The 12,762-nt window shown below is 74.3% G+C and carries 11 protein-coding genes; 6 read left to right on the top strand and 5 right to left on the bottom strand.

The genetic code is table 11. From position 1 onward, the window contains the following. Positions 1–128 precede the first annotated feature (128 nt). The 5 genes from JOF54_RS09735 (at position 129) to JOF54_RS09715 (ending at position 5,255) form a co-directional block, all read left to right on the top strand. Positions 129–1,631, top strand: a complete 1,503-nt coding sequence (locus JOF54_RS09735; protein ID WP_210055160.1) for an ABC transporter ATP-binding protein — start codon at positions 129–131, stop codon at positions 1,629–1,631. Further along, positions 1,628–2,275: an ABC transporter permease gene (locus tag JOF54_RS09730; RefSeq protein WP_210055158.1), complete on the top strand. Its 648-nt coding sequence runs from the start codon at positions 1,628–1,630 to the stop codon at positions 2,273–2,275. The genes JOF54_RS09735 and JOF54_RS09730 overlap by 4 nt, the downstream gene beginning before the upstream one ends. Continuing rightward, positions 2,272–2,958 carry an ABC transporter permease gene (locus JOF54_RS09725; RefSeq protein WP_210055156.1) on the top strand — a complete coding sequence of 229 codons (687 nt, stop codon included), beginning with the start codon at positions 2,272–2,274 and terminating at the stop codon, positions 2,956–2,958. Before JOF54_RS09730 ends, JOF54_RS09725 begins: the two co-directional genes overlap by 4 nt. Positions 2,959–3,018: 60 nt before the next feature. Next, on the top strand, positions 3,019–3,954 hold the full coding sequence (locus JOF54_RS09720; RefSeq protein WP_210055155.1) for an ABC transporter substrate-binding protein: 936 nt from the start codon (positions 3,019–3,021) through the stop codon (positions 3,952–3,954). A gap of 170 nt (positions 3,955–4,124) precedes the next feature. After that, positions 4,125–5,255, top strand: coding sequence for a PQQ-dependent sugar dehydrogenase (locus JOF54_RS09715; protein WP_210055152.1), 1,131 nt, complete (start codon positions 4,125–4,127; stop codon positions 5,253–5,255). A gap of 24 nt (positions 5,256–5,279) precedes the next feature. Here JOF54_RS09715 and JOF54_RS09710 read toward each other — a convergent pair whose 3' ends face one another. From JOF54_RS09710 to JOF54_RS09700, 3 genes are read right to left on the bottom strand one after another with little or no spacing between them, the layout of a single operon-like run. Then, on the bottom strand, positions 5,280–6,230 hold the full coding sequence (locus JOF54_RS09710; RefSeq protein ID WP_210055151.1) for a DNA polymerase domain-containing protein: 951 nt from the start codon (positions 6,228–6,230) through the stop codon (positions 5,280–5,282). A gap of 50 nt (positions 6,231–6,280) precedes the next feature. Continuing rightward, positions 6,281–6,925: a response regulator transcription factor gene (locus JOF54_RS09705; RefSeq protein ID WP_210055149.1), complete on the bottom strand. Its 645-nt coding sequence runs from the start codon at positions 6,923–6,925 to the stop codon at positions 6,281–6,283. 44 nt (positions 6,926–6,969) lie between these two features. Next, positions 6,970–8,310 (bottom strand): sensor histidine kinase, encoded by a 1,341-nt coding sequence (locus tag JOF54_RS09700; RefSeq protein WP_210055147.1) that lies wholly within the window; start codon positions 8,308–8,310, stop codon positions 6,970–6,972. 129 nt (positions 8,311–8,439) lie between these two features. Between JOF54_RS09700 and JOF54_RS09695 the strand changes: the two genes are divergently transcribed. Beyond that, complete coding sequence (locus tag JOF54_RS09695) at positions 8,440–10,353, top strand: ABC transporter ATP-binding protein (protein ID WP_210055145.1); 1,914 nt, start codon at positions 8,440–8,442, stop codon at positions 10,351–10,353. Here the strand turns inward: JOF54_RS09695 and JOF54_RS09690 are convergent. Together JOF54_RS09690 and JOF54_RS09685 are read right to left on the bottom strand one after the other, a co-directional pair. Next, the gene (locus JOF54_RS09690; RefSeq protein ID WP_307804009.1) at positions 10,343–11,998 is read right to left on the bottom strand and encodes a sensor histidine kinase; all 1,656 of its coding nucleotides are present in this window, start codon (positions 11,996–11,998) and stop codon (positions 10,343–10,345) included. The two genes, JOF54_RS09695 and JOF54_RS09690, sit on opposite strands and share 11 nt — an antisense overlap. Beyond that, positions 11,995–12,729, bottom strand: coding sequence for a response regulator transcription factor (locus tag JOF54_RS09685; RefSeq protein ID WP_210055143.1), 735 nt, complete (start codon positions 12,727–12,729; stop codon positions 11,995–11,997). The genes JOF54_RS09690 and JOF54_RS09685 overlap by 4 nt, the downstream gene beginning before the upstream one ends. Positions 12,730–12,762: the final 33 nt, after the last annotated feature.

Below are 12,762 nucleotides of genomic sequence, written 5' to 3'. Positions count from 1 at the left end.
CCGGCGCCGTCGTCCCGCGCGACCCGGGCTCGGGGGCACGCCGGTCGCGTGCCACGGGATCGTCAGGACCGGCCGCTAGGGTCGGAGCCGACCTACCGACCGAGGTGGCGAGAGGCAGTGGGTGGGGAATGATCGAGTTCGAGCACGTCGGCAAGACCTTCCGGGACGGCACGGCCGCGGTGGTGGACCTGAGCCTCCAGGTGCCCTCGGGGAAGATCACGACGATCGTCGGCCCCTCGGGCTGCGGCAAGACGACCACCCTGCGGATGGTCAACCGGATGATCGAGCCCAGCACGGGCCGGATCACCTGGGACGACAAGCCGCTCCGCTCGCAGCGCAAGACGACGCTGCGCCGTCAGATGGGCTACGTCATCCAGAGCGGCGGGCTCTTCCCGCACCGCACGGTGGTGGACAACATCGGCACGGTGCCGGGCCTGCTCGGCTGGTCGCGGTCGAAGACGCAGAAGCGCTCCCTGGAGCTGCTGGACGCCGTCGGGCTCGACCGCAAGCAGGCCGACCGCTACCCCGCCCAGCTCTCCGGGGGCCAGCAGCAGCGCGTGGGTGTCGCCCGGGCCCTGGCCGCCGACCCGCTGGTGATGCTGATGGACGAGCCCTTCTCGGCCGTCGACCCGGTGGTGCGCGGTGAGCTCCAGGACTTCTTCCTCGAGCTGCAGCGCCAGATCAGCAAGACGATCATCCTCATCACGCACGACATCGAGGAGGCCATCAAGCTGGGCGACCAGGTGGCCATCCTGCGCGTCGGCGGGCACCTCGCCCAGGTCGGCACCCCGCAGCAGCTGCTGGACGAGCCGGCCGACCCCTTCGTCGAGGGCTTCGTCGGCCGCGACCGCGGCTACCGCTCGCTGGCCTTCCAGCCCGCCTCCTCCCTCGACCTCGACGGGGTGCCGGTCGTCCGCGACGTCGCGGCTGCCTCGGCCGAGGGCCCGACGCTGGTCGTCGACGGGGACGCCCGCCCGGTCGGCTGGGTGCTGCCGGGCGAGCCGGGCCGGACGACGGCTCTCGGCTCCACCTTCGATGTCGAGTCGGGCACCCTGCGCAACGCGCTCGACGCGGTGCTGACCTCCCCGGTCGGGCTCGCCGTCGGCGTCGTCCCGGGCACCGGCCGCTACGCGGGCGTCGTCTCCACCGAGACGATCCTGGCCGGCGTGCACCAGGCCCGGGCCCGCCAGGTCGAGTCGGTCACCGTGCGGCCCGAGGCCGGGGCGGACGCGGCCGACGCCGGGACGGGCCTCGCGCACGACGACGAGGCCGCACCGGGCCACGACCACCGCGGCTGGTCGGCGCCGCCCGCCGACGCCTCCGCCGGGCAGGACGAGCACGGCACCGCCGAGCTGGGCGACGAGAGCGGCCAGGACGTCGACGCCGACGCGTTCGGCCCCGACGCCGGTGCGGACGGCTCCCGCACCGGTGACGACGACGGCGGACCGGACAGCGACGTCGAGGGCACGGCCGTCCGCGCGCCGCTCGCCGCCGACCCGGTCCAGCACGAGGCCGCCCTGGTGGCCGACGAGTCCGCCGGCCCCGAGCGGCCCGACGGTCCCGAGCGGCTCGACGACGCCGAGCAGCCCGACGACGCGCGGCAGCCCGACGACACGGACGTCCGCCGATGAACTGGGGCTGGATCCAGAACAACCTCGGCGAGATCGCCTCGCTGCTGGGGCAGCACGTCCTGCTCGCGGTGGTCCCGGTGGTGGCCGCCCTGGTCATCGCCCTGCCGCTCGGCTACCTCGTCTTCCGCACCGGCAAGGGCGCCAACCCGATCCTCGCGGTGCTCGGCGTCATCTACTCGATCCCGTCGCTGGCCCTGTTCGTCGCCCTGCCCGTGCTGCTCGGCACCCGCATCCTGGACCCGGTCAACGTCGCGGTCGCGCTCACCATCTACTCGGTGGCCCTGCTCGTCCGCAGCGTCGTCGACGGCCTCCGCTCGGTCCCGCCCTCGGTCAAGCAGTCCGCCTCGGCGGTGGGCTTCAGCCGCTGGGGCCGGCTGCTCCGCGTCGAGCTGCCGCTGGCCATGCCGGTCGTGTTCGCCGGCCTCCGGGTGGTCACCGTCTCCAACATCGCCCTGGTCACGGTCGCGGTGCTGGTGGCCAGCGGCGGCCTGGGCCAGCTGTTCCTCCGCGGCTACAACAGCATCTTCTACACCCCGCTGATCGTCGGCCTGGTGCTGACGGTGCTGCTCGCGCTGGTGGCCGACGGCATCATCCTGCTGATCCAGCGCGGGGCCCTGCCCTGGGCGAGGGGGCGTCGCGCGTGAACGTCTTCAGCTACCTCCTGGACGGCGCCAACTGGCCGGGGAACGGCAGGATCCTCGACCTGCTGCTGCAGCACCTGCTCTACACCGCGGCCGGGGTGCTGCTCGCCGCCGTCGTGGCCATCCCGCTCGGGATCCTCATCGGTCACACCGGGCGTGGCTCGTTCCTCGTCATCGGGCTCAGCAACGCGGCCCGGGCGATCCCCTCGCTCGGCCTGCTGTTCCTGGCGGTCATGCTGCTGGGCACCGGCGTGGGCAACATCGTCGTGGTGCTGGCGATCCTGGCCCTGCCCGCCATCCTCACGGCCACGGCGGCCGGCATCGCCGGCGCCGACCGCGAGGCCGTGCACGCCGGCCGGGCCCTCGGGATGACCGAGCGCCAGGTGGTGGCCCGCGTCGAGTGGCCGCTGGCCCTGCCGCTCGTGGTCTCGGGGCTGCGCAGCGCGACGCTGCAGGTGGTCGCCACGGCCACCGTGGCCGCCTTCGCCTCGGGCGGTGGTCTCGGCCAGCTGCTGACCAGCGGCCAGGCCCAGAGCGACTACCCGCAGATGTTCGCCGGCGCGATCCTCATCGCCGCGCTGGCGATCGTGCTCGACCTGCTGCTCGGCCTCGCCGGCTGGGGCGCGGCCCGTCGCGCCCGTCCGCGCAGCAGGACGGCGGCCGCGGCCGCGGTCGCCCCCGCCTGACGTCACCGCATACCCTGGTGCGCCAGTGGGGAATCAACCCTTGCCGAGACGGAGTGGACCATGAACCTCAGAAGAAACCTGGCCGTGGCGGGCGTCAGCCTCGCCTCCCTGCTGCTCGCGGCCTGCGGCGGCGGCGGCGCCGACCCGCTCGCGGAGCCCTCCAGCAGTGCTCCGGCCGCCAGCAGCGGCAGCGGTCAGCCGGTCGTCGTCGGCTCGGCCGCGTTCACCGAGTCGACCGTCGTCGCCGAGCTCTACGCCCAGGCCATCGCGGCCAAGGGCGTCCAGGCCTCCACCAAGCTCAACATCGGGTCCCGTGAGGTCTACCTCAAGGCGCTGCAGGACGGCTCGATCTCGATCGTGCCGGAGTACACCGGCAACCTCCTGCTGAACTACGACAAGTCGGCCACGGCCACCACCGCCGAGGAGGTCGAGAAGGCGCTGCCCGAGGCCCTGCCGTCCGACTTCGTCCTGGGCACGCCGTCGAAGGCCGTCGACCAGGACGTCTACGTCGTCACGAAGGAGTACTCCGAGGCCAACGGCGTCACCTCGCTCGAGGACCTCAAGAAGGTCGCGGGCGACGCCGTGCTCGGCGGCCCGTCCGAGCTGGCCACGCGCGCCTACGGCCCCGAGGGCCTGGACAAGGTCTACGGCGCGAAGCTCAAGGAGTTCAAGCCCTACGACTCCGCCGCCGTCCGCTCCCGGGACCTCAACGACGGGAAGATCCAGGTCGGCGAGTTCTTCAGCACCGAGGCGGTCATCCCCGACAACGGCTACGTGGTCCTCGAGGACCCGCAGGCGATGATCCTGCCGCAGAACGTCGTGCCGCTCTACCGGTCCGAGGTCGGCTCGGACGCCACGGTCACCGGCGCGGTCGACGCGGTGCAGCAGGCGCTGACCACCGAGGAGCTCACCGCCCTCAACAAGAAGGTCGACGTCGACAAGTCCGACGCCGACGAGGTGGCGAAGGAGTGGCTCACCAGCAAGGGCCTCGTCTGACCGCTGCTCGTCCCCGTCCCCTCGACCGCCGTCGCTCGACCGCCGCACCCCTGGAGCCCGCCGGCTCCGGGGGTGCGTCGCGTCCGCAGACCTCCGCGACCGGCCCACCCGCGCCGGCGCCGGCACGTACGCTGGCCGTGGCTCGGGGTCTGAGTCGAGGAGGTGGCGCGATGACGCGCTGGAAGAGCTGGACGGCCGCGGCCGGGCTGACCGGGGCACTGGGCGCCTCGTTCCTGGTGGCGGGTCCGACGGAGGTCGCCGAGGCGGCGCCGTCCCTGAAGTACACGACGGTGGTCTCGGGGCTGACCATCCCCTGGGACCTCACCTGGGTGGGGCCGGTGATGCTGTTCGACGAGCGCGACGGCGACCTCTTCAGCAAGCGGGGCACGGCCGCGCCGCGCCGGGTCTCGTTCCCGCTCCCGAAGCCCTACGTCAACAGCGAGGGCGGGCTGCTGGGCCTGGTGGCCGATCCCAAGGCCTCGACGAACAAGCTCTTCTACACCTGCTCGACGAGCGCGAGCGCGAAGGACGTCCGGGTGCTGCGCTGGCGGCTCACCTCCGACACCCGCGCCGTCGCCGTCGGCAAGCCGCTGGTCACCGGCATCCCGCTGACCAGCGGCCGGCACACCGGCTGCCGGCTGCGGTTCAGCCCCAAGGGCGTCCTCTACATCGGCACCGGCGACGCCGCCGTCTCCGCGAACCCGCAGAAGAAGTCCTCCCTGGGCGGCAAGGTGCTCCGCGTCTACTCCAGCGGCACCATCCCGAAGACGAACCCGTTCTACGCCTCCGGCGGCGCCGCGCGCTACGTCTGGAACTACGGCCACCGCAACATCCAGGGCCTGGCCGTCCGCCCGGCCACCGGTCAGATGTTCACCGCGGAGCACGGCTCCTACCGCGACGACGAGGTGAACCTCATCCGCAAGGGGGCCAACTACGGCTGGGACCCGGGCCCCGGCTACGACGAGTCCGTCCCCATGACCGACCGGAAGAAGTTTCCGAAGGCCGTGCCCGCGCTGTGGTCCTCGGGCAACCCGACCGTGGCCACCAGCGGCATGACCTTCCTCAGCGGGAAGCGGTGGGAGACGTGGAACGGCGCCCTCGCGGTCGCCGAGCTCAAGGGCGAGGACGTCCGCCTGCTGTTCCTCGACAAGGGCGGCAAGGTCACCAGCACCCGGACGGTGCCGGGGGCCGACCGCTTCGGCCGGATCCGCACCCTGCAGCAGGGCCCGGACGGGCTGCTCTACCTCACCACCTCCAACGGCGGCGGGAAGGACCGGATCATCCGGGTCACCCCCAGCTGAGGCCGGCCGGCCCCGCCCCGGGCGCTAGTCCTCGGGCGGGGCCTCGGCGCCGTCCCGCTCGTCGCGCTCGGCCCACTCCAGCAGCGTGCCCAGCCGGTAGGGGTGCGCGTCGATGTCGGCGTGCAGGTCGCCCAGCGCGGCGAACCGGGCCGGCATGGTGGCGAGCGTGAAATCGCCGGGCTCGGCGTCGGGGACCTCGTCCCAGCGCAGGGGCGCGGAGACCCGCCCCTCCGGGGTGCCGCGCACCGAGTACGCGGAGGCGATCGTGTGGTCGCGGGCGTTCTGGTTGTAGTCGACGAAGACCGAGCCCGGGTCGCGGTCCTTGCGCCACCAGGTGGTGTCGACCAGCCCGTCGGCCCGCCGCTCCACCTCGCGCGCGAAGGCCAGCGCGGCCCGCCGGACGTCGCCGAACCCGTGCTCGGGGACCACCCGCACGTAGATGTGCAGGCCCTTGCCGCCCGAGGTCTTCGGGTAGCCGACGGCGCCCAGCTCGGCGAGCAGCTCCTGCACCACGCCCGCGGTCCGGCGGACGTCGTCGTAGGTCGCGGCCGGCATGGGGTCGAGGTCGATCCGCCACTCGTCGGGGGACTCGGTGTCGTCGCGGCGGGAGTTCCAGGGGTGGAACTCCACCGTCGACATCTGCACGGCCCACAGCACGTCGGCCGGGTGGGCGACGCACAGCTCGTCGGCGTGCCGGTGGTAGCGGGGGAAGTGCACCCGGACCGTCTCCAGCCAGGGCGGGGCGCCCGGGGGCACCCGCTTCTGGTGCACCTTCTCCCCGTCCACCCCGTCGGGGAACCGGTGCAGCATGCACGGCCGGTGGTACAGCGCGTTGACGATGCCGGGCGCCACGGCCAGGTAGTACTGCGCGAGGTCCAGCTTGGTCTCCCCGCGGGCGGAGAAGTACACCCGCTGCGGGTTGCTGATCGAGACCGTGCGCCCCTCGACCTCCAGCTCGATCCGCTCCGCCGCCATGACCGGAGGCTACCGCCCCCGCACGCGCCGGCGGCCGGTCCGCGCGCGGCTCAGCGGGCCTGCAGCCAGGCCAGCACCGCCAGCACCCGGCGGTTGTCGCCCCCGGCGTCGGGCAGACCGATCTTGGTGAAGATGTTCGAGATGTGCTTCTCGACCGCGCCTTGGCCGACGACCAGCCGCTCGGCGATCGCCGCGTTGCTGCGTCCCTCGGCCATCAGCCCCAGCACGTCCCGCTCGCGCGGGGTGAGCGCGTCCAGCGGGTCGGTCCGCCGGCCGACCAGCAGCTGGGCGACGACCTCGGGGTCCAGCACTGTGCCGCCCGCGGTGAGCGTCCGCAGCGCCTCGACGAGCACGTCGAGGGAGGTGACGCGGTCCTTGAGCAGGTAGCCGACCCGGCCGCGGCCGCTGGAGAGCAGCACGTCGGCGTAGGACAGCTCGATGTAGGCCGAGAGCATGAGGACGGCGAGGTCGGGCTGCTCCTCGCGCGCGCGGACGGCGGCGCGGAGGCCGTCGTCGGTCATCGTGGGCGGCATCCGCACGTCGACGACGGCGACGTCGGGCCGGTGCTCGGCCGCCGCGGCCAGGAACCCCGGGGCGTCGCCGACGGCGGCCACCACCGTGCAGCCGGCCTCGTCCAGCAGCCGGACCAGCCCCTCCCTCAGGAGCACCGAGTCGTCGGCCACCACCACGCGCACGGGGCCCAGCCTGGCACGGCCGGGCCCCGCCGCGCGCGTCGTGCTCAGCCCCGGCTCTGCGGCAGCGTGGCGGTCAGCTGCGTCGGCCCGCCGGCGGGGGAGTCGACGGTGAGCGTGCCGTCGACACCGGCCAGCCGGTCGGCCAGCCCCGACAGCCCGTGGCCCTTGGCCAGCGCGGCGCCGCCGGTGCCGTCGTCGCCGACCACGACGACGGCGAGCCCGCCGACGGCGGCGACCTCGACGGAGGCGTGGCTCGCCCCGCTGTGCTTCTCGACGTTGGTCAGGGCCTCGGCCACGACGAAGTAGGCCGCGTTCTGCGCCGCGTCGGAGAGCCGGACGTCGGCGACGTCGACGCGGGTGGGGATGCTGCCGCGGGCGGCGAGCGCGGTGACGGCGGCCCGCAGCCCCTGCTCGGCGAGGATCGGTGGGGCGATCCCCCGGGAGAGCGTGCGGATCTCGGCCAGCGCGTCCTGCGACTGCTGCAGCGCCTCGTCGAGCAGCGCCCGGGCGCGGACCGGGTCGTCGTCGAGGCGTCGCTGGGCCGCCGAGATGTCCATGCCGAGGCGGACCAGCCGCTGCTGGGGGCCGTCGTGCAGGTCGCGCTCCAGCCGGCGGAGGGTGTCGACCTCGGCTCCGCCGGCCGCGCTGCGGCTCTCGGTGAGCGCGTCGACCCGCTCGCGCAGGGCTCCGGCCTCGTCCACGACGAGGGCGCGGGCCAGGGCCACGTGCAGCCGGACCAGGCCGCGGAGCACCACCGGGGTGCTCACCAGCAGCAGCACGCCGACGACGGTGTTGACGCTGACGTCGGCCAGCCGCCCCGGGAAGCCGAGCAGGTCCGGGAGGCCCTGGTTGCCCTCGGGCAGGAAGCGGCTCCAGAACCAGTAGGTCACCCCGCCGAGGCCGCCGAGGACCCAGGTGAGGGCGAGGGAGAAGGTGACGACGCTGACGGGGAAGTTGACCAGCACGTGCAGCAGGTCGCGCCACGCCTGCACGGAGGTGAGCCGGCGCAGCCGTCCGCGCAGGCCGGGGCCGGCGGCGGGGTAGCGGGTCGGCGGCAGCGCGTGGCCGGCCGAGGCGAGCAGCGCGCGGCTCATCCGGGCCGCCCAGCCGGCGACGACGAGGGCCGCCAGCAGCAGGAACAGCCCGACGAGCAGCACGGCCAGGCCCAGCCCGGCGCTGACGAGGGTGGTGCAGACGACGAAGGCGGCGAGGTAGACGGCGAACGTGCCGACCAGCACCCCGGTGTTGCGGGACACGTCGGTCATCAGGGACGTCACGGGGTCATCCTGGCGGGTCGGGGCCGGGCCGGCCAGGGGCGGGAGCGCGTCGTAGAGGTCGAGCACGTCGGTGCCCGGGACGCCGGGTGCGAGGTCGGTGGAGGTCATGGCTCCACGCTCGTCGAGCGCCGCCGCGGTCACCATCCGGCTGCCCGACGGACCCGGTGGGGGGTTGTCCCCACCCCGGGCGTCCTCGACGGTGCGGAGGTGTCGGTGCCGACGCCTAGGTTGGTCGGCATGAGCATGGAGAGCGCCGCCTGGTCGACCCTGTACCGGACGATGTCGGCGCAGCAGGAGAAGCGTCCCTTCTCCCGCGTCACGGTCCGCCGGATCGCCGGCTTCGCCCGCCCCCAGCGGGTCGCGCTGGGCGTCTTCGTCGTGCTGAGCGTCGTCGGGGCCTTCCTCGCCGTCGCCACCCCGCTGCTGGCCGGGGAGGTCATCGACGCCATCACCAGCCGCTCGGCCCCGGCCGTCGTCGTCCGGCTCGCCCTGCTGATCGCGGGCATCGCCGTCGCCGAGGCCGCCGTCGGGCTGGTCTCGCGGCGGCTGTCGGCGCAGATCGGGGAGACGCTGATCCTGCACCTGCGGCGCGCGGTCTTCGACCACGTGCAGACGATGCCGGTCGCCTTCTTCACCCGCACCCGGACCGGCGCGCTGGTCAGCCGCCTCAACAACGACGTGATCGGCGCGCAGCGCGCGTTCTCCGACACGCTGTCCGGGGTGGTCGGCAACTTCGTCGCCGTCGTCCTCGCGCTCGTGGTGATGCTCTCGACGTCGTGGCAGATCACCGTGCTGGCGCTGCTGCTGCTGCCGGTGTTCGTCCTGCCCGCCCGCCGGATGGGCCGGCGGCTCGCCCAGCTGCGGCTCGAGGCGGCCAACCACAACGCCACCATGAGCACCCAGATGACCGAGCGGTTCTCCGCCCCCGGCGCCACGCTGGTCAAGCTGTTCGGCCGGCCCGAGCTGGAGTCGGAGGAGTTCGGCGTCCGCGCCACCCGGGTGCGCGACATCGGCGTCAGCTCGGCGTACCTGCAGATGGTGTTCGTGACGGCGCTGACCCTGGTCTCGGCGCTCGCGCTGGCGCTGGTCTACGGCCTGGGCGGCTGGTTCGCCCTCAGCGGCTCCCTGGAGGCCGGTGCCGTGGTGACGATGGCGCTGCTGCTCACCCGCCTCTACGCCCCGCTCACCTCGCTGGCCGGGGCCCGGGTCGAGGTGATGAGCGCGCTCGTCAGCTTCGAGCGCGTCTTCGAGATCCTCGACCTGCCCGCCCTCATCACCGAGCGGCCCGGGGCCACGGTCGTCCCGCCCGGGCCCGTCGGCGTCGAGTTCGACCACGTCGACTTCGCCTACCCGACCGCGGACAAGGTGTCGCTCGCCTCGTTGGAGGAGGTGGCCGTGCTGGACAACCGGGGCGGCGTGCCGGTGCTGCACGACGTGACCTTCCGGGCCGAGCCCGGGCAGATGGTCGCGCTCGTCGGCTCCTCCGGCGCCGGCAAGTCGACGGTGGCCCAGCTGCTGGCCCGGCTCTACGACGTCGACGGCGGCGCGGTCCGGATCGGCGGCGTCGACGTCCGCGACCTCAGCTTCGCCGGCCTGCGCGAGGCGCTCGGCATGGTCACCCAGGACGGGCACCTGTTCCACGACTCGATCCGCGGCAACCTGCTGCTGGCGAACCCGGGGGCCAGCGAGGAGGAGCTGTGGGCGGCGCTGCGCCGGTCCCGGCTGGAGACGCTGGTCGCCGAGCTGCCCGCGGGGCTCGACACCGTCGTGGGGGAGCGCGGCTACCGGCTCTCCGGCGGCGAGCGCCAGCGGCTGACCATCGCCCGGCTGCTGCTGGCCCACCCCCGCGTGGTGATCATGGACGAGGCGACGGCCTCCCTGGACTCCACCTCCGAGGCGGCGGTGACGGCGGCGCTGGGCGAGGCCCTGCAGGGCCGGACGGCGCTGGTCATCGCGCACCGGCTCTCGACGGTCCGCTCGGCCGACCTCATCCTCGTGCTCGAGGACGGCCGGATCATCGAGCGCGGCCGGCACGACGAGCTGCTGGCCCTCGGCGGCCGCTACGCCGAGCTGTACCGGACCCAGTTCGCGTCGGGCCCCGACGGGGCCACGGCCCTCGAGGCCCGGGAGGACGAGACCGTCACGGGCTGAGCGGCGGCGCGAAGGGCGACCGGCCCTCGGGCCCGGCGCCCGGCGGCTCCGCGGCCGGCGGCTCCGGGGCGGTGGTCGCCACGGTGGTCGCCAGGGGGGCCGCGAGCGGCAGCCGGACGGTGAACGTGGTCCGGCCCGGCCGGCTGGCCACCGTCACCCCGCCCTGGTGCGCCTCGACGACGGCGGCGACGATGGCCAGGCCCAGCCCGGTGGAGGTGCCCGACGCCCCGCCCGCGGCGCGGACCCGGCTGGTGTCGGCGCGGGTGAACCGCTCGAAGACGTGGTGCTGGATGTCCTCGGGGATGCCCGGGCCGTCGTCGGTGACCGTGACCACGGCCATCCCGTCGCGGACGTCGAGACCGGTCTCGACGCGGGTGCCGGCCGGGGTGTGGGTGCGGGCGTTGGCCAGCAGGTTGACGACGACCTGGTGCAGCCGGTGCCGGTCGCCCAGGGCGACGACGGGCTCCGCGGGCAGGTCCAGCTGCCAGGAGTGCTCGGGTCCGGCGGCCCGCGCGTCGCTGACGGCGTTGAGGACCAGCTCGGTGAGGTCGGTCGGCCCCACCTCGATGGCGGGCCCGGAGTCCAGCCGGGCCAGCAGCAGCAGGTCCTCGACCAGCCGCGACATCCGCTCGGCCTCCGACTCGACCCGCGACATCGCGAAGGCGGCGTCCTCGGGCATCTCGCCCCGGCTGCGCCGGGTCAGCTCGGCGTACCCGCGGATGGCGGCCAGCGGGTTGCGCAGCTCGTGCGAGGCGTCCGCGACGAACCGGCGCACCTTGGTCTCACTGGCCTGCCGGGCGGCGAGCGCGTCCTCGACGTTGTTGAGCATGTGGTTGAGGGCCTGGCCCACCCGGCCCACCTCCGAGGTCGGGTCGGCGTCGGCCGGCGGCACCCGGACGGCCAGGGCGACCTCGCCCCGGTCCAGCGGCAGCTGCGAGACCTGCTGCGCCGTCGCGGCCACCCGGTTGAGCGGCCGCAGGCTGCGCAGGACCACCGCCCGGGCGGCGACGGCCGCCCCGCCGATCACCAGCAGGCTCAGCAGCGCCTCGAGGGCCGCGACCTGGGCCAGCAGCCGGTCGACGTCGGCCAGCGGCACGCCCACGACGACCTTGACCTGCTCGACGTCCCCGGAGCTCAGCGGCAGGCTCCCGGAGTAGGTCGCCACCCGGTAGTGGCCGAGGCCGGCGACGTCGATGCTGCGCTTCTGGGTGGAGACGGCGAGCCCGGCGAGGTCGGCGTTCGCCGCGTCGCTCAGGGCCGGGGGCTGGCCGCTGCCCCGGCGGAGGATGCCGCTGCTGACGGCGGTGCCCTCGGCGGTGAAGACGGCGATGATCGTGTCCTGCGGGTTGCCGAACTGCACGATGTCGTCGCGGCCGCCGGCCCGCCCGCCCGGCCCGCCGCTCTGCCCCAGGGCGACGGCGTTCACCTGCCGGTCGATCTGCTGCAGCAGCAGCTGGCGGGTGGCCAGGGCGGTGGCCAGGCTCAGCAGGACGGCCGCGAGCGCCACCAGGGCGGTGACGCGGATGACCAGCCGGCGCCCGAGGGTGCCCCGTCCCAGGGGGGCGAGCGGCTCGTCCTGCGGTGCGGGTGGCGACGGGACGGGCCCGGCGACCTCACCCGCGGCCGGGACGGGGGTGGCGCTCACCCCGCCGGGCGCAGCACGTAGCCCGCGCCCCGCATGGTGTGGATCATCGGCGCGCGGTCGGCGTCGATCTTCTTGCGCAGGTAGGAGATGTAGAGCTCGACGACGTTGGCCTGCCCCCCGAAGTCGTAGTTCCAGACCCGGTCGAGGATCTGCGCCTTGCTGAGCACCCGGCGCGGGTTGCGCATCAGGTAGCGGAGCAGCTCGAACTCGGTCGCGGTCAGCGCGATGTCCGTGCCGCCCCGGGTGACCTCGTGGCTGTCCTCGTCCAGGGTCAGGTCGCCGACCACCAGCACCGAGTCGCTGCGGGCGAAGGCCGCCCCGCTGCGGCGCAGCAGCGCGCGGAGCCGGGCGATCACCTCCTCGAGGCTGAACGGCTTGGTGACGTAGTCGTCGCCGCCGGCGGTGAGGCCGCCGATCCGGTCCGCCACGGCGTCCTTGGCCGTCAGGAAGATGACGGGGACGTCGGGGTCCTCCGCGCGGATGCGGCGCATCACCTCGAGGCCGTCGAAGTCGGGCAGCATCATGTCGAGCACGATCGCGTCGGGCCGGGTCTCCCGCGCGGCCTTGACCGCGGCGGTCCCCGAGGCGGCGGTCGTGACCTGCCAGCCCTCGTACCGCATGGCCATCGAGAGCAGCTCGGTGAGGCTCGCCTCGTCGTCGACGGCGAGCACCCGGATGGGGGTCCCGTCGGGGCGGGTGAGCGGAGCGCTGGCGGCATCGGTTCGGACCATGGACCAAGGTTCGCACCCGAGCTGAGGACAGGA

Source organism: Microlunatus capsulatus (assembly GCF_017876495.1).
GTDB lineage: Bacteria > Actinomycetota > Actinomycetes > Propionibacteriales > Propionibacteriaceae > Microlunatus > Microlunatus capsulatus.
The sequence above is the reverse complement of the archived record's forward strand: the minus strand, read 5'-3'. Positions and strand labels throughout refer to the sequence as shown.